Consider the following 15,790-nt stretch of genomic DNA (forward strand, 5'->3'; position numbering starts at 1 on the left):
GATTACGCCGGCCGCGCCCTCACGGCGGCGACGCCGAGGCCGATGAAGGCGACGAGCACCAGCCCTTGGGTCACCGCGAAGGCCGGCGCGCCCTGGCTGGGGGCCACGGCCTGGAGCGCGGGGACCTTGGTGAAGGCCTGGGCCACCGCCACGAACACCAGGAAATAGAGGCTCGCCACCGCCGTGGCGGCGTAGATGGCGTGCCAACGCCCCTCAAGCCCGACCGCGTAGCGCGCGAAAATCGCGGGCAGGAGCACGAGAATCGCTACCGCCCCGACCACGTGGGACGGCAGCACCCCATTGAAGGGGAACAGGAACCCCGTGGCGCTGGTGAGGAAGGCGAGGGCGAGGAAAGTCGCCGCCGTCGTGGGCCGGTCAAGGCCCCGGACGAGGCTCGCCACCACCGCGATGCCGGCGACGATGGCAAAGAGGCTGATATCGGTATGGATGCCGGTCAAAGTCGTCGGGTCGAACATGGCTGGCGCTCCCTAAAGCACTTTCCGTTGGCCCAGGCTCACTCTGGACTCTTGCTCTGGAGCATTTTCTCCACGCGAACCGGGATCCCCTTCGCGCGAAAATGCTCCAAGGGAAGGGAAGCCAAGCTTAGCAGCCTGCCGCCTGCTCGTATTGCAGGATAGGCGCCGGCGGCGGCGCGGGGCCCTATTACCTTCAAGTCGACCCTGCGGCGTTGCTCGCAGCGAATTTCCAAGCGATGGCCAAGAGATGGCGAAGCGATCACCCAGAGAAACCTAGGTGTTTTCCCGGGCTACCGCTCGGGCACATATCGGCCGCAATTTGTCGCCACGCTCCGCCACGCCTAGCAGGCGGTACGCTTTGCAGGACCTGTTGTTCAGATGTATCCGTTTCAGGTGCATCTTTTTCAGGAGCCGCTTTTTCAGGCGGTCTTGCCGGAACGAGGGAGGAAGAAGGCCACGGTTCGCGCGCCAGCGGTTTGGAACGGGACGGGTTGCATACAAGGCGGCGTCGCAAGGCGATCCCCGAGAGCAGCCGGATCCTCGCGCGGTCGATAGGCCCAAAGAAATGGATCCTCGAGCCTCTGCCTCTTCCGGCGCAGGCGGCTTGGCAGGAGGTATATATATGGCTGGCCTTGGACGCGCCCAGCGCCGCTCCGGCGGTATGGAGGACACCTTCCGGGATTATGGTACGGAAGGCGGCTTCGACGTTTCCAACAACCGGCGGGATACGCCCCGCCCCCGCATCGGTTCAAGCGCCCGCGCCCGCCCGCCCCGCCGCAAGGCACGGGATGGGCTTGTGTTATGGCGTGCGCTGGCCCTTTCCGCTTCGTTCCTGATCCTCGGCATGGGGGGCGTGGTCGCCTACCACGCCATGACGCCCGACCGCCCTGCCCCCGATGGCGCGGCCCCGAAAGCCACGGCCGCGACGGCCTCCACTGCGAAGACCGCGAGCGAAACCCGCCCGCAGCAGCCGCCCGTTCTCAAGACCGCCGATGGAGGGCACGCGCAGATGTCCACCAAGGTCGCCTCCATCCTCGGCGCTCCCGCACCCTCGGCCGCGCCGGCCCAGCCGGAGCGCGCCAACGCGCTTCAGGTGGCGACGGCAATTCCTGCCTCGGCACCGGCGGAGCCGGCCCCCACCGCCGCCGATTTCGCCCGTCCCGCCTTCCTCGAACCGGTCAGCGGCGACGAGGCGGGCGACGACGCCATCCTGCCCGAGGGCGCCACGCAGACGGTTGCCGATACCGCACCGGCGACGGGAGCGCCGCTTCCCAAGGCCAAGCCCAGCGCCGTCGCCGTGGCCTCGGCAGACGCTGGCAAGGCCGCTGCCGATGACGACGGCCGCACCGCCCGCATCCGCTCCGCCGTGACGCTGCGTTCCGGGCCGAAGCGCTCGGCCTCCGCCATCGGGACGCTGGACGAGGGCACCAAGGTGACCCTCTATTCCTGCAAGTCCTGGTGCGAAGTGTCGGCCGGCGACAAGCGCGGCTTCGTCTACAAGGCGGCAGTGGCACAGTGAAGGAATGGCGGTGAGCCTGTCTCATCCGCCACAAGGCCAATCCCGCGCCGCGCCTGAGGGTGCTGCAAGACCGGCACGCGGGACCGGTCGGCGCCGCGCGCTCTAGCCCGCGGCGCCGGTTCCGGGTAGCGTCGCGGGAAACCGGACGGACCCGTTGCCCAAGCGCCCCACCAAGCCCCCATCTTCCCCTTCCGCCACCCGCCCGCCCAAGGCGCGCCCGGGTAAATCCCGCGCCTCGCGCAAGCAGGCGGCCGCCGAGCATGCGCGCGTGGAGGCCCTGGTGGTGGCCCGCCACGCCACCGGCGAGATGCCCACGAAAGAGCAGGTGCTGGCCTTCATCGCCACCCAGAGCGGCGAGGTGGGCAAGCGCGAGATCGCCCGCGCCTTCGGCCTCAACGCGGCGCAGAAGATCGAGCTGAAGAGCCTGCTGCGCGACCTCGCCGACACCGGAACGGTGGAGCGCAGCCGGCGCCGGCTTCACGTACCCGGTGCCCTGCCCGGCGTGGTGCTGGCCGACATCGTCTCCCGCGATGGCGACGGCGAGCTGATCGCCGTGCCGGTGGAGTGGGATACCGAGACCCAGGGCGACGCGCCGCCCATCCTTGTCCAGGTGCCGCGCCGCGCCGTGGGCCCCGCCCCCGGCCTGGCCGACCGGGTGCTGCTGCGCATCGTGGAAGGTTCCATCGAGCATGGCGTCGCCCATGTGGGCCGCGTCATCAAGGTGCTGGAGAAGGCGCGCAGGCAGACCATCGGCATCTTCCGTGCCGCCCCCGGCGGGGAAGGCGGCGGGCGCATCATCCCCATCGACAAGAAGCAGCTCGGCCGCGAGCTCCAGGTGCCCCCAGGCGCCGAGCACGAGGCCAGGGACGGCGACCTCGTCACCGTCGAATTGATGCGCCAGCGGGTGTTCGGCCTGCCCACCGCGCGGGTGAAGGAGAAGCTGGGTTCGCTGAGCTCCGAGAAGGCGGTGAGCCTGATCGCGCTGCACGCCCACGCCATCCCCCACGTCTTCCCCGAGGCGGTGCTGAAGGAGGCCGAGGCGGCAAAACCCGTCACCCCGCGCGGCCGCGAGGACTGGCGCGATGTGCCCCTCGTCACCATCGACCCACCCGACGCCAAGGACCATGACGATGCCGTCCACGCCGTGGCCGACGACGATCCGGCCAACGACGGCGGCTTCATCGTCACGGTCGCTATCGCCGATGTGTCGGCCTATGTGCGTCCCGGCTCGCCGCTGGACCGCGAGGCGTTGATCCGCGGCAATTCGGTGTATTTCCCGGACCGCGTGGTGCCCATGCTGCCGGAGCGCATCTCCAACGACCTGTGCTCCCTGCGCCCGAAGGAGGACCGCCCGGCACTCGCCGTGCGCATGGTCATCGGCGCGGACGGCAGGAAGCGCCACCACACCTTCCATCGCATCCTCATGCGCTCGGCGGGCAAGCTCGCCTATGCCCAGGCCCAGAACGCCATCGAGGGCCGCACCGACGACACCACCGACCCGCTGCTCAACGGCGTGCTGAAGCCGCTCTACGCAGCCTATGACTGCGTGAAGAAAGCCCGCGACGCCCGCCAGCCCCTCGACCTCGACCTGCCCGAGCGCAAGATCGTGCTGAAGGAAGACGGCACCGTGGACCGCGTGGTGGTGCCGGAGCGGCTCGACGCCCACCGGCTCATCGAGGAGTTAATGATCCTCGCCAATGTGGCCGCCGCCGAGACGCTGGAGGAGAAGAAGACCCCCCTCATCTACCGCGTCCATGACGGCCCCTCGCTGGAGAAGCTCTCCAACCTGCGGGAATTCCTGAAGACCCTGGACATCGCCCTGGCCAAGATCGACCAGGTGCGGCCCTCCCACTTCAACCGCATCCTGGCGCAGGTGAAGGACACCGACGCGGCGCCGTTGGTCAACCAGGTGATCCTGCGCAGCCAGAGCCAGGCGGAATATGCCTCGGAGAATTACGGGCATTTCGGCCTGAACCTGCGCCGCTACGCCCATTTCACCTCGCCGATCCGCCGCTATGCGGATCTGGTGGTGCATCGCGGCCTGGTGCGGGCCATGGATTTCGGCTCCGACGGCCTGCCTCCCGACGCGACCACCGCGACGCTGGGCGAAGTGGCGGCCGCCATCTCCGTCACCGAGCGCCGCGCCATGGCGGCCGAACGGGAGACCGTGGACCGGCTCATCGCCCATCATCTGGCCGACCAGATCGGCGCCACCTTCAACGCCCGCATCACCGGGGCCACCAAGGCGGGACTCTTCGTCGCGCTCGACATTACCGGGGCAGATGGCTTCATTCCGGCCTCAACGCTGGGGCAGGATTATTATCGCTACGACGAAACCCGGCAGGCCCTGGTGGGCGAGCGGACCGGCGAAATGCACCGCATCGGCGACCGGGTGGAGGTCAAGCTGGTGGAGGCGGCGCCGGTGGCCGGCGCCCTGCGGTTTGAGCTTCTGACCGAAGGCTCCTATGTAAAGGGGCCGCGCGGGCGTCCCGGCCCGCTCCGGCGGGGCGGTGCCAAGGGTGGCGCGCCAAAGGGCGGCTTTCCGAAAGGCGGCGCCCGGCAGGGTCCGGCCGGACGGCATGCCGGCAGCGGTCATCCGGGCAAAGGCCCGCAGGGAAAGGGACGGTCGCGCCCGTAAATCGCGACCTGATGGGGGTCTGAAGGGGGTTCGACGGTGGACACGCCTGCGACCATGACGGTAACGACAACCCTCGCCGGCACCGAGCCGGGGGAGGCGCGGGACCGTGCGCCGCAGGAGCCGCCTTCCCGGCCCAATGGCCCGCCTCCTGCCCGCACCCGCGCCGTTCCCGAGGCGCTGCTGCGCGGCGCGCGCGGCCGTTGCCCCGCCTGCGGCCGCGGGCGTCTGTTCTCCAGCTATCTCAAGGTCTCGCCCTATTGCCCGGACTGCGGCGAGGAACTGTACCACCACCGCGCCGACGATGCCCCGCCCTATGCCACCATCCTGCTGGTGGGGCACATCGTGGTGCCGCTGATGGTGCTGGTGGAGGAAATCTACCGCCCCGAGGTGTGGGTGCATCTCATATTGTGGCTGCCGCTGACGCTGGCGCTGTGCCTCATCCTGCTGCCGCCGCTGAAGGGCATGCTGGTGAGCCTGCAATGGGCGCTGCGCATGCACGGCTTCGACCCGCAAAGCCCCGAGCGGGAAGGTCCGCCCGACGGGGTGGTGCCCGTGGTGCGCGCCGTCCGGCCCGTCCGCTGAGGCCTTCGCAGCATTGACACTCCGGACGAACGCCCCAAAAGAACGCCTGATGAGCACTGACGCGCCATGACCGACTTCGCCACGAGGCTGACACAGGCCGAGCGCCGCCAGGACTGGCCCAACGTCCGCCCGCGCGACGCCGCCACCCTCATCCTCATCGACCACAAGGGCAAGAAGCCCCGCGTGCTCATGGGCCGGCGCCATCCCAAGCTGAAATTCATGCCCGGCGTCTTCGTCTTTCCCGGCGGACGGCTGGAGAAGGCCGACCGGACCATGCCGGTCTATGGCGTGCTCGACGCCGACAGCGAGCGCCGCCTGATGACGAAGGTGCAGCGCCCTACCCTCTCCCGCGCCCGGGGCCTTGCCGCCGCCGCCATCCGCGAGATGTACGAGGAGACCGGCCTTCTGGTGGGCACCAAGGACCTCGGCGCCCCTGAGGCCCCATCCGACGACTGGCGCGTGTTCGAGGAGCGCGGGGTGTTTCCCGATCTCGGCGCCCTCACCTATGTGGCGCGCGCCATCACCCCGCCGCGCCGGCCCAAGCGCTTCGACACCCGCTTCTTCGCCGCCGACGCCCGCGCCGTGTGCGACGAGGTGGCCGGCCTCGTGGGCGAGGACTCGGAGCTGGTGGAACTCGCCTGGCTCACCTTCGCGGAAACCGCCGCGCAGGAGCTGCCCACCGTCACCCGCGTGGTGCTGGAGGAACTGGCCCAGCGCATCGAGGCTGGATCGAGCCCGCGCCTGCCGGTGCCCTTCTATGCCATGCACCGTGGACAGTTTGTCCGCACCCTGCTTGATTGACCCGTATCTTATGCACGCACCTGACAGGCCGCTGGGCCATATGAGCCGCACGGCCTCCATCGCCGCCGCCATTTCCGCCATTACCGTCGTTGGCGTCGGCATCAGCCTCTCCATTCCCCTGCTGGCGCTGGAACTGGAGGTGCGCGGCATCTCCAGCACCTGGATCGGCGTGAACACGGCGGTGGCCGGGGTCGCGACCATCATCACCGCCCCGTTCGTGCCCATGCTGGTGCGCAAGGTGGGGCTGCGGGCGCTGCTGGTGGGCGCCATCGCGCTGGCGGCCGCCAGCCTCGTGGGCTTCAAGGCGGCGCCGTCCTTCCTCATGTGGTTTCCGCTGCGCTTCACCTTCGGCGCGGCCCTGTGCATCCTGTTCGCGGTGAGCGAGTTCTGGATCAACGCTTTGGCGCCGCCGAACCGGCGCGGGCTGATCATGGGCGTCTATGCCACCGCTTTGTCGCTGGGGGCGGCGCTGGGCCCGGCCATCCTGAGCGTGCTCGGCGCCTCGGGCTGGGCGCCCTACCTCGCCGGCGCCGCCGTGCTGTGCCTGGGCGCCATTCCCATCCTTCTGGCGCGGGGAATCACCCCCCGCATCCACAGCGACGACCACCACGGCGTGCTCACCTTCGTGCGCCGCTCGCCCTCGGCGGTGCTGGCCGCCCTGGTGTTCGGCGCCATCGAGACGGCGGTGATGACCTTCCTGCCGCTCTACGGCCTGCGCCTCGGCCTTTCCGAGACCAGCGCCTCGCTGCTCTTGACGGCGGCGGTGCTGGGCAATGTGGCCTTCCAGATCCCCATCGGCCTTGTCAGCGACAAGGTGGACCGGCGCATCCTGCTGCTGGTCTGCTCGCTGGTGGGCGCGGCGGGGGCGTTCACCCTGCCGTTCGTGGCGGTCTCAAGCCCGCTGTTCCTGGCCATGATCTTCCTTGCCACCGGCATCGTGGGCTCGCTCTACACGGTGGGACTGGCGCATCTCGGCGAGCGCTACCATGGCGCGGACCTCGCGGCGGCCAATGCGGCATTCGTGATGCTGTATTCGGTGGGCCTCATCGTCGGCCCGCCGGTGGCGGGGCTGGGCATGCGGCTCTACAACCCCTACGGCTTCGCCTTCGTCATCTGCGGCATGCTCGCCATGTATGCGGCGGTGGTGGCAAGCCGACTCGCCCTGCGCGCGCGCTGAAGGCGGGCGGGGATTGCCGTTCCGGGAACGGGTTTCCCGCCCCGGCCTTGACATTTGAGGCGTCGTGGGAGAGTTTCCGCCCCCACGAGCCGCCGGGACCGGCAGCGCGTCCGTTTTTCTTTTCGCAACCTCACGGTTTTCGCAAACCAGACGGTCGCGCGCCGCACGCGGCACCCAGGGATCAAGACATGGCCAAGGCTGCAACCATCAAGATCAAGCTCCTGTCCAGCGCGGACACGGGCGTGTTCTATGTGACCAAGAAGAACTCCCGCACCAAGACCGACAAGATCGTGCTCAAGAAGTACGACCCGGTGGTGCGCAAGCACGTGGAATTCCGCGAGACCAAGATCAAGTGACCCTTGGCGGCGCCGGGCCAAGCGCCCGTTTGCGCCGCCGGACCTGATCGCTCGTCGCGACGGACTTCATTTCGACCGACCAGGGCGCCGCAAGGCGCCCTTTTCTTTTGGCGTGAAGGCGCGGCGATCCAATCCATACAGGGTGTGATCGTCTGCGGAAGATAGGCTGGCCGGTGGGGAGAAAGCGGGGAGGCCTCCCGCAAGCTCACCCACCGGCCAAACCCCACGGACCCAGGAGATGCGGCGGACCTGAGCACTCCGCAGGGTTGTCCTGATGGCGGGAATGGCGGTGCCTCGGGGCACAACACCATCCAAACGGCCCTCTTCGACCGTCACCGTCCCGCCTGTATCTCGCCGAAGATTGAAGACTAGCACATCGCGACAAAAGCGAAAGCCGCCGAATCGGTGGGCCGCCGGCTCATCATTTTCCGGCCTCAGCCGCCGGCGAACTGGCGCACGGTCTGGAGGAATTTCGCCACCGAGATGGGCTTGGAGAGATAGGCCTCGCAGCCGCCTGCGCGGATGCGCTCCTCGTCGCCCTTCATGGCGAAGGCGGTCACCGCCACCACGGGAATCGCTTTCAGCTCCGGGTCGGCCTTCAGCTTGCGGGTCACATCGAGGCCGGAAATCTCCGGCAGCTGGATGTCCATGATGATGAGGTCAGGCCGGTGGGCGCGGGCCAGCTCCACGGCCTCCACCCCCGAGCGCGTCTCCACCGTCCGGTAGCCGTGGGCTTCGAGCAGATCGTGGAAGAGCTTCATGTTCAGCTCGTTGTCCTCCACGATCATTACCGTCTTGGCCATCCCCATCCCCCGGACCCGCCCTGCGCCGTCCACCCTTCGCAGCCCGCGCGGAACGTGCTGGAATGGGGTGACACCTAGACCTCATTCCTTGCGGAAGCGCAAATGCCCATTCAGGACAAACCAAGAGGCCTCAAGGCGCAGCGCGATGCGGCGCAGGAGGTGGCGACCTCCGCCCTCGCCTTCATCGCCGCCGACGGCGAGCGGCTGGTGCGATTCCTCGCCGAAACCGGCCTCTCCCCGGCGACGTTGCGCGAGGCCGCCGGCCGGCGCAGCTTCGGCGCGGGCGTGCTGGCCTTCCTCATTTCGGACGAGGCCATGCTGGTGGCGTTCGCCGCCGAGAAGGGGCTCGATCCCCGGCACGTGGTGGGCGCGCTGGAAATCCTCGCCCCGCAGGCGGACCCCGATGCCACGGTGCGCCGGCCCATGTAGAGCGACCTGCGGTCGCTCTACATCAGCAAGGGCCGGAGCGACCGCAGGTCGCCCTCCGTCAGCAAGGACGAGGATGACCACGCGACTCTCCCACCCGGGACAGTCATCATGACCTCCCCCGGCTTCTGCCGCGATTGCCTGTGCGATGCGCCCCAGACAGGTGGCCTTGCCGGCGACCGCTGCCCGGCCTGCGGCAGCCCTCGCCTGCTGCGGCATCGGGAGCTGGACACCCTCAGCGTCGCCCATGTGGATTGCGACGCCTTCTTCGCCGCCGTGGAAAAGCGCGACGACCCAAGCCTTGCCGACGTGCCGCTCATCATCGGCGGCGGCAAGCGCGGGGTGGTCTCCACCGCCTGCTACATCGCGCGCATCAAGGGCGTGCGCTCGGCCATGCCCATGTTCAAGGCGCTGGCGCTCTGCCCCGAGGCGGTGGTGCTGAAGCCGAACATGGAGAAATACCGCACGGTGGGACGGCAGGTGCGGGCCATGATGCAGCAGCTCACCCCGCTGGTGGAGCCGCTCTCCATCGACGAGGCCTTCCTCGACCTTTCGGGCACCCAGGCGCTGCATGGCGCCAGCCCCGCCCGCGCGCTGGCGCGATTCGCGCAGGCGGTGGAGCGGGAGGTGGGCATCACCGTCTCGGTGGGGCTCGCGGCCAACAAGTTCCTCGCCAAGATCGCCTCCGACCTCGACAAGCCGCGCGGCTTCTCGGTGCTGGGGCAGACGGAGGCGGCGGGCTTCCTCGCGCCGCGCCCCGTCACCTTCATCTGGGGCGTGGGGGCGGCGTTTGGCGGCAAGCTGGCGAAGGACGGCTTCCACACCATCGCCGACCTGCAGCGCGCCGCCCCCGCCGACCTTGCCCGGCGCTATGGCGCAGAAGGGCTGCGCCTGTCGCGCCTCGCCTTCGGCCTCGATACCCGCGCGGTGGAGCCGGAGCGGGAGGCCAAAAGCGTTTCGGCGGAAACCACCTTCGAGCGCGACATGGGCGCCCTGCGCCCGCTGGAGCAGACCCTCTACGCCCTCTCCGAAGAGGTCAGCGACCGCCTGAAGCATGCCGGCATCGCCGGCCGCGCGGTCACCTTGAAGCTGAAGAGTGCCGACTTCCGCTTGCGCACCCGCTCGCGCACCCTGGAGGCCCCCACCTGCCTTGCCGCCCGCATCAACAACGCGGCGCGGGAGCTGCTGGCGAAGGAGGTGGACGGCACCTTGTTCCGCCTCATCGGCGTGGGGGTCTCGGACCTCTGCCCCATCGCCGACGCCGACCCGGCGGATCTCGTGGACACCTCCACCGAGCGCCTGAAGGCGGCGGAAAACGCCATGGACGAGCTGCGCGCCCGATTCGGCCGTGGCGCCCTCACCCGCGGCATCCTGCTGGACGCCACCACGGACCGGCGCAAGCGGAAATAGAGTGGCCCCATACTGCGCCGCAGCGAGTTCCGCTTGACTTACGCTATATCTGATTGAATATAGCTTCCACGCAGACGCCACCACGGGAGGCCCCTTCATGGAGCGGGACGACATCATGGGCGAGGATCTCCTCGCTTTCGACGTGGCGGTGGACGGCAGCCGCATCCGCATGAGCTTCAGCCGGCCGGACGGGTCGGCGACGGCCCTCAACCTGCCATCCGACTGCCTCAACGCCATGGTGATGACCCTGCCCAAGATGATGACCGAGGTGCTGCGCGCCCGGCACAAGGACGACAGCCTGCGCCTCGTCTATCCCGCCCACATGGTGCGCATCGAACAGGCATCCGACCCTCAGACCCTGATCCTCACCCTGGCGACGCCCGATGGTTTCGAGGTGTCCTTCGCCCTCGCCGGGCCGCAGCTGAAATCGCTGGTGGCGGCCGAGGCGGCCCTGCCCCGCGCGCAGGAGGCGCAGGCGGGCAAGGCCGCACGGTTCAACTGATCTCTCCGGGCCGCCGGCCTCCCGGTGGCGGCCCGCTTTTTATTCCCCTCCCCGTCCGTCTCTCGTGGCATATCGAACGGAGGCCCCGGACACGCACCCCGTGCCCGGGGCCGAACTGTCTGTGCGCCCCGCGCGACAGCATCGGGCGCTCCTGCTAGACTGGAGCCATTGCCCCGCGCCGCCTGTCCAAGGGCGGCTCCGCTTCAGGTTTGTGCATGGCCTCGCTCAGCGTGAGAATCGACCTCGGGCCCAAACGCATCGGCCCCGGCAAGATCGAGCTTCTGGAGAAGATCGAGGCACTGGGCTCCATTTCCGCCGCCGGGCGCGCCATGGACATGTCCTATCGCCGCGCCTGGGAGCTGGTGGAGGAGATGAACAGCCTCTTCACCGGGCCGGTGGTGACGCCCCGCACCGGCGGCAAGCAGGGCGGCGGCACCCAGCTCACCCCGCTGGGCCATGCGGTGGTGGCGGCCTATCGCACCATCGAGCACGACGCCACCGAGGCCACCCGCCAGCAGGTGGCGGCGCTGGAGGCCGAGCTTTCCGCCCTCAGCACCGCGGCGGAATAGGTCCGCGCCTCAACAGCCGTCGGCGCTCAGGATCGCGCCGCCCTGAGCGCGGCGGCAGCGGCCACCGGCCCCAGCACCAGCGCGAACAGGGTGAGCCCCAGCAGCACGCGGAACGGCGTGCCGAACGGCACCGGCCCCACCACCGCCGCCTGCGTCGCCGATACGGCGAAGATCAGCACCGGAATGGCGAGGGGAATCACCAGCACCGCGATCAACAGCCCGCCGCGCCGGAACGCGCCGGCAAAGGCCGCGCCGATGAGCCCGAGGAAGGTGACCGCGGGGGTTCCCACCAGCAGGGTCAGCACCACCGCGCCGATGGCGGCGGGCTCCAGATTCAGCATCAGCGCCAGCACCGGGGCGGCGAGCACCAGCGGCAGGCCGGTGGCGAGCCAGTGAGCCAGGCCCTTGGCCGCCGCCGCCAGTTCCAGCGGCAGGGCGGACAGGGTGAGCGCATCCAGCGAGCCGTCCTCCGCATCGGACGCGAACAGGCGCTCCAGGCCGATGAGGCTCGCGAGCAAGGCGCCGATCCACAGGATGGCCGGGCCGATGCGCGCCAGCAGCACCAGATCCGGCCCCACCGCGAACGGCACCACCGTGACCACGCTGAGGAAGAACACCACCCCCAGCCCCGCCCCGCCGCCGGAGCCGAGGGACAAGGCGAGGTCGCGCCGCACGATGGCGAAAAAGGCGGCCATCATGGGCGAAGGCTCCTGAAGGTGGAGGTGGTGCGGGCCTCTCTGCCGTTGCCCCCTCCCCAGCCCTCCCCCGCAAGCGGGAGAGGGGGCGAGATGGCGCCGGCGCGAACACCTCCCCCACCAATCCCACCGCGCCGGCCCAGATCCATGCCGCCCATCACCCCACGCCCCCCAGCCTGAGTTCGTCCACATCGCCCAGGTCGAGCGGGGCATGGGTGGCGGCGATCAGGATGCCGCCTTCCGCCAGATGGCCCCGGCCGAAGGCGGCAAAGCGCGCCTGCGCCTTCACATCGAGCGCCGTGGTGGGCTCGTCCAGCACCCATACCGGACGGCGCGACACCAGAAGCCGGGCGATGGCGAGCCGGCGCTTCTGCCCGGCGGAGAGCACCTGCGCCCGAAGCCCGCCGAGACCGCCAAGGCCCACCTCCTCCAGCGCGTCCTCCACCGGCAGGCCGGTGGGCCCGAGCACGGTGCGCCAGAAGGCGAGATTGGCCCGGACCGTGAGCGCGCCCTTCACCGCATCCTCGTGGCCGAGATAATGGATGTGCTCGCCCACACCGGTGTCGGCGGCCTCAAGGCCCGGCCCGTCGAGGCGCACCTTCCCTTCGGTCGCCCCGAGCAGGCCGGAGAGGATGCGCAGCAGCGAGGACTTGCCGGCCCCGTTCGGCCCGACCACCAGCAGCGCCCGGCCGGACCTCGCGGTCACGTCCAGATGCTCGAACAGCAGCTTGAACCCCCTGCGGCAGGCCAGCTTTTCACCCACCAGAGCCGACACCGCCATTGCTCCGCGCCCCCTGCTTATGGTGCATTGCACATTGGATGCTGTTATCGCATGACCGCGCTTTGAAATGGCTCTATAAAGCCCCCGAACCGCGCCGTCCAAGATGGGAAAGCCCGCTTCCCCTTCTTCGGCGACGCTACCTCGGTCGATCATCGAACCGGAGTTATCGCACGTGACTTCTCTCGACAGCTTCAAGTCCCGTACAACCTTGACGGTAGACGACAAGGAATACGTCTATTACAGCCTTGAGCTGGCGGAGAAGAACGGGCTCACGGGCGTATCCGCCCTGCCGTTCTCCATGAAGGTTCTTCTGGAGAACATGCTGCGCTTCGAGGACGGCCGGTCCGTCACCAAGGAAGACGTGATCGCCGTCGCCGACTGGCTGAACAATCGCGGCAAGGCGGAAAAGGAAATCGCCTACCGCCCCGCCCGCGTGCTGATGCAGGACTTCACCGGCGTCCCGGCGGTGGTGGACCTCGCCGCCATGCGCGACGCCATGGTGGCGCTCGGCGGCGACCCGGCCAAGATCAACCCGCTGGTCCCGGTGGACCTCGTCATCGACCACTCGGTGATCGTGAACTTCTTCGGCAGCGACAGCGCGCTGAAGAAGAATGTGGACGAGGAATACAAGCAGAACCAGGAGCGCTACCGCTTCCTGAAGTGGGGCCAGAGCGCGTTCGACAATTTCCGCGTGGTGCCCCCGGGTACCGGCATCTGCCACCAGGTGAACCTTGAATACCTGGCGCAGACCGTGTGGACCCGCAAGGAAGAGCTGGATGGCAAGACGGTCACCGTCGCCTATCCCGACACCCTGGTGGGCACCGATTCGCACACCACCATGGTCAATGGCCTGGGCGTGCTGGGCTGGGGCGTGGGCGGCATCGAGGCCGAGGCGGCCATGCTCGGCCAGCCCATCTCCATGCTCATCCCCGAGGTGATCGGCTTCAAGCTGTCCGGCAAGCTGAAGGAAGGCATCACCGCCACCGACCTGGTGCTCACCGTTACCCAGATGCTGCGCAAGAAGGGCGTGGTGGGCAAGTTCGTGGAGTTCTACGGCTCGGGCCTGGAGCACCTGTCGCTGGCCGACCGCGCCACCATCGCCAACATGGCCCCGGAATACGGCGCCACCTGCGGCTTCTTCCCGGTGGACCGCGAGACCATCGACTATCTGGAAGAGACCGGCCGCAAGGAAAGCCGCTACGAGCTGGTGGAGAAATACTCCAAGGCCCAGGGCATGTGGCGCAAGAAGGACACCCCCGACCCGGTGTTCACCGACACGCTGGAACTCGACCTCGACACCGTGCTGCCGTCCATGGCCGGCCCCAAGCGCCCGCAGGACCGCGTGCTGCTCTCCGAGAGCAAGACCGGCTTCCTCGCCGCCCTGGAAGGTGAGTTCAAGAAGCCCGGCGAGGCCGCCAAGCGCGTGCCCGTCGCCGGCACCGACTACAGCGTCGGCCATGGCGACGTGGTGATCGCCGCCATCACCTCCTGCACCAACACTTCCAACCCCTCGGTGCTCATCGCCGCCGGCCTGCTCGCCAAGGCCGCGGTGAAGAAGGGCCTGAAGTCCAAGCCGTGGGTGAAGACCTCGCTGGCGCCCGGATCCCAGGTGGTGGAAGGCTATCTGAAGGCCGCCGGCCTGCAGGAATACCTGGACGAGGTCGGCTTCAACCTGGTCGGCTTCGGCTGCACCACCTGCATCGGCAATTCCGGCCCGCTGCCGGAAGCCATCTCCGAGGCCATCAACAAGAACGACCTCGTGGCCGGCGCCGTCATCTCCGGCAACCGCAACTTCGAGGGCCGCGTGAACCCCGACGTGAAGGCGAACTACCTCGCCTCCCCGCCGCTGGTGGTGGCCTATGCGCTGGCCGGCTCGTTGCAGATCGACCTCACCACCGAGCCGCTCGGCACCGACAAGGACGGCAAGCCCGTCTATCTCAAGGACATCTGGCCCACCAACAAGGAAGTGGCCCAGTACATCCGCGAGAACGTCACCAAGAAGATGTTCAAGGAAAAGTATTCCGACGTCTTCAAGGGCGACGAAAACTGGCAGAAGATCGCCATTCCCACCGGCCAGACCTATGCCTGGCAGGATACGTCCACCTATGTGCAGAACCCGCCCTACTTCGTCGGCATGACGAAGGACCCGGTTCCGGTCACCGACATCATCAATGCCCGCATCATGGGCCTGTTCCTCGACTCCATCACCACCGACCACATCTCGCCGGCCGGCTCCATCAAGCAGGCGTCCCCGGCGGGCCAGTACCTGATCGAGCATCAGGTGCGCCCGGTGGACTTCAACCAGTACGGCACCCGCCGCGGCAACCATGAAGTGATGATGCGCGGCACGTTCGCCAACATCCGCATCAAGAACCAGATGGTTCCGGGCGTGGAAGGCGGCGTGACCATCCATTATCCGGACGGCGCCCAGCTGCCGATCTACGACGCGGCCATGCTGTATCGCTCCGAGGGCGTTCCGCTGGTGGTGTTCGCCGGCAAGGAATACGGCACCGGCTCGTCCCGCGACTGGGCGGCGAAGGGCACCAAGCTGCTCGGCGTGCGCGCCGTGGTGGCCCAGTCCTTCGAGCGCATCCATCGCTCGAACCTGGTGGGCATGGGCATCGTGCCGCTGGTGTTCAAGGACGGCGAGAGCTGGCAGACCCTCGGCATCAAGGGCGACGAGATCGTCACCCTCAAGGGCATCGAGGGCGACCTCAAGCCGCGCCAGATCCTGACCGCCGAGATCAAGTTCGCCGACGGCTCGGTGAAGAACGTCGACCTCATCTGCCGTATCGATACGCTGGACGAGCTCGACTACTTCCGCAACGGCGGCATCCTGCCCTACGTGCTGCGCTCGCTCGCGGCCTGACCTGCGCCGGCGCGCGCCGGTGACAAACAAGGGCCGGCCCGGACACCTCCGGGCCGGCCTTTTTCATGCGGGGTGAAGATTGCCGGCCCTGCGTACGCGTCGTTTTTGCTGCCCTTGCGGGACGTTTTCTCCGGCCCGCTGTGACACCCCATTGTGACTGGTGCCCGTCCTCCGCCTCGGTTATTC

15 protein-coding genes are annotated in these 15,790 nt (G+C 68.5%); 11 read left to right on the plus strand and 4 right to left on the minus strand.

The features are described 5' to 3' along the window. Window positions 1-2: 2 nt before the first annotated feature. Window positions 3-476: a hypothetical protein gene (locus tag V5F66_RS13695; protein WP_394094043.1), complete on the minus strand. Its 474-nt coding sequence runs from the start codon at window positions 474-476 to the stop codon at window positions 3-5. A 622-nt stretch (window positions 477-1,098) separates the two neighbouring features. Here V5F66_RS13695 and V5F66_RS13700 point away from each other — a divergent pair. From V5F66_RS13700 to rpmG, 6 genes are all read left to right on the plus strand, one after another. Further along, window positions 1,099-1,995, plus strand: coding sequence for an SH3 domain-containing protein (locus V5F66_RS13700; RefSeq protein ID WP_394050719.1), 897 nt, complete (start codon window positions 1,099-1,101; stop codon window positions 1,993-1,995). Window positions 1,996-2,302: 307 nt separating this feature from the next. Further along, window positions 2,303-4,633: a ribonuclease R gene (gene rnr, locus V5F66_RS13705; protein ID WP_394094101.1), complete on the plus strand. Its 2,331-nt coding sequence runs from the start codon at window positions 2,303-2,305 to the stop codon at window positions 4,631-4,633. A 54-nt stretch (window positions 4,634-4,687) separates the two neighbouring features. Further along, window positions 4,688-5,215 (plus strand): DUF983 domain-containing protein, encoded by a 528-nt coding sequence (locus tag V5F66_RS13710; RefSeq protein ID WP_394094044.1) that lies wholly within the window; start codon window positions 4,688-4,690, stop codon window positions 5,213-5,215. 66 nt (window positions 5,216-5,281) lie between these two features. Further along, on the plus strand, window positions 5,282-6,016 hold the full coding sequence (locus V5F66_RS13715) for an NUDIX hydrolase (protein WP_394094045.1): 735 nt from the start codon (window positions 5,282-5,284) through the stop codon (window positions 6,014-6,016). Window positions 6,017-6,026: 10 nt separating this feature from the next. Continuing rightward, window positions 6,027-7,193: an MFS transporter gene (locus V5F66_RS13720; protein ID WP_394000225.1), complete on the plus strand. Its 1,167-nt coding sequence runs from the start codon at window positions 6,027-6,029 to the stop codon at window positions 7,191-7,193. Between the two features lie 188 nt (window positions 7,194-7,381). Continuing rightward, window positions 7,382-7,549 (plus strand): 50S ribosomal protein L33, encoded by a 168-nt coding sequence (gene rpmG, locus V5F66_RS13725; protein ID WP_012115832.1) that lies wholly within the window; start codon window positions 7,382-7,384, stop codon window positions 7,547-7,549. 434 nt (window positions 7,550-7,983) lie between these two features. Here the strand turns inward: rpmG and V5F66_RS13730 are convergent, their stop codons facing one another. Next, window positions 7,984-8,352 (minus strand): response regulator, encoded by a 369-nt coding sequence (locus tag V5F66_RS13730; RefSeq protein ID WP_041575964.1) that lies wholly within the window; start codon window positions 8,350-8,352, stop codon window positions 7,984-7,986. Window positions 8,353-8,454: 102 nt separating this feature from the next. Between V5F66_RS13730 and V5F66_RS13735 the strand changes: the two genes are divergently transcribed. The 4 genes from V5F66_RS13735 (at window position 8,455) to V5F66_RS13750 (ending at window position 11,259) form a co-directional block, all read left to right on the plus strand. Beyond that, a complete protein-coding gene (locus V5F66_RS13735) occupies window positions 8,455-8,781 on the plus strand; it encodes a DUF3572 domain-containing protein (protein ID WP_012115830.1) in 327 nt (108 codons plus the stop codon). 108 nt (window positions 8,782-8,889) lie between these two features. Beyond that, window positions 8,890-10,188: a DNA polymerase IV gene (locus V5F66_RS13740; protein ID WP_394094046.1), complete on the plus strand. Its 1,299-nt coding sequence runs from the start codon at window positions 8,890-8,892 to the stop codon at window positions 10,186-10,188. Between the two features lie 97 nt (window positions 10,189-10,285). Then, window positions 10,286-10,690 (plus strand): hypothetical protein, encoded by a 405-nt coding sequence (locus tag V5F66_RS13745; RefSeq protein WP_012115828.1) that lies wholly within the window; start codon window positions 10,286-10,288, stop codon window positions 10,688-10,690. A gap of 215 nt (window positions 10,691-10,905) precedes the next feature. Continuing rightward, a complete protein-coding gene (locus V5F66_RS13750) occupies window positions 10,906-11,259 on the plus strand; it encodes a winged helix-turn-helix domain-containing protein (protein ID WP_394000231.1) in 354 nt (117 codons plus the stop codon). A 26-nt stretch (window positions 11,260-11,285) separates the two neighbouring features. Here V5F66_RS13750 and ccmB read toward each other — a convergent pair whose 3' ends face one another. Together ccmB and ccmA are read right to left on the minus strand one after the other, a co-directional pair. Then, entirely contained in the window at window positions 11,286-11,954 is a 669-nt protein-coding gene (gene ccmB, locus V5F66_RS13755; protein WP_041577463.1) for a heme exporter protein CcmB, read from the minus strand. Between the two features lie 157 nt (window positions 11,955-12,111). Next, complete coding sequence (gene ccmA / locus V5F66_RS13760; RefSeq protein ID WP_445329424.1) at window positions 12,112-12,888, minus strand: heme ABC exporter ATP-binding protein CcmA; 777 nt, start codon at window positions 12,886-12,888, stop codon at window positions 12,112-12,114. Window positions 12,889-12,907: 19 nt separating this feature from the next. Between ccmA and acnA the strand changes: the two genes are divergently transcribed. After that, window positions 12,908-15,604, plus strand: a complete 2,697-nt coding sequence (gene acnA, locus V5F66_RS13765) for an aconitate hydratase AcnA (RefSeq protein ID WP_012115824.1) — start codon at window positions 12,908-12,910, stop codon at window positions 15,602-15,604. Window positions 15,605-15,790 lie beyond the last annotated feature (186 nt).

This window comes from Xanthobacter versatilis, from assembly GCF_043193975.1.
In the GTDB taxonomy this organism is placed as follows: domain Bacteria; phylum Pseudomonadota; class Alphaproteobacteria; order Rhizobiales; family Xanthobacteraceae; genus Xanthobacter; species Xanthobacter autotrophicus_E.

Excerpts from the sequence above, each read along its gene's own strand:
- V5F66_RS13720 (WP_394000225.1), top strand. The coding sequence starts at position 6,027 with ATGCACGCACCTGACAGGCCGCTGGGCCATATGAGCCGCACGGCCTCC.
- V5F66_RS13695 (WP_394094043.1), bottom strand. The coding sequence starts at position 476 with ATGTTCGACCCGACGACTTTGACCGGCATCCATACCGATATCAGCCTC.
- rpmG (WP_012115832.1), top strand. The coding sequence starts at position 7,382 with ATGGCCAAGGCTGCAACCATCAAGATCAAGCTCCTGTCCAGCGCGGAC.
- V5F66_RS13715 (WP_394094045.1), top strand. The coding sequence starts at position 5,282 with ATGACCGACTTCGCCACGAGGCTGACACAGGCCGAGCGCCGCCAGGAC.
- V5F66_RS13735 (WP_012115830.1), top strand. The coding sequence starts at position 8,455 with ATGCCCATTCAGGACAAACCAAGAGGCCTCAAGGCGCAGCGCGATGCG.
- V5F66_RS13730 (WP_041575964.1), bottom strand. The coding sequence starts at position 8,352 with ATGGCCAAGACGGTAATGATCGTGGAGGACAACGAGCTGAACATGAAG.
- V5F66_RS13740 (WP_394094046.1), top strand. The coding sequence starts at position 8,890 with ATGACCTCCCCCGGCTTCTGCCGCGATTGCCTGTGCGATGCGCCCCAG.
- rnr (WP_394094101.1), top strand. The coding sequence starts at position 2,303 with ATGCCCACGAAAGAGCAGGTGCTGGCCTTCATCGCCACCCAGAGCGGC.
- V5F66_RS13750 (WP_394000231.1), top strand. The coding sequence starts at position 10,906 with ATGGCCTCGCTCAGCGTGAGAATCGACCTCGGGCCCAAACGCATCGGC.
- V5F66_RS13745 (WP_012115828.1), top strand. The coding sequence starts at position 10,286 with ATGGAGCGGGACGACATCATGGGCGAGGATCTCCTCGCTTTCGACGTG.
- ccmA (WP_445329424.1), bottom strand. The coding sequence starts at position 12,888 with ATGATCGACCGAGGTAGCGTCGCCGAAGAAGGGGAAGCGGGCTTTCCC.
- ccmB (WP_041577463.1), bottom strand. The coding sequence starts at position 11,954 with ATGGCCGCCTTTTTCGCCATCGTGCGGCGCGACCTCGCCTTGTCCCTC.
- V5F66_RS13700 (WP_394050719.1), top strand. The coding sequence starts at position 1,099 with ATGGCTGGCCTTGGACGCGCCCAGCGCCGCTCCGGCGGTATGGAGGAC.
- V5F66_RS13710 (WP_394094044.1), top strand. The coding sequence starts at position 4,688 with ATGACGGTAACGACAACCCTCGCCGGCACCGAGCCGGGGGAGGCGCGG.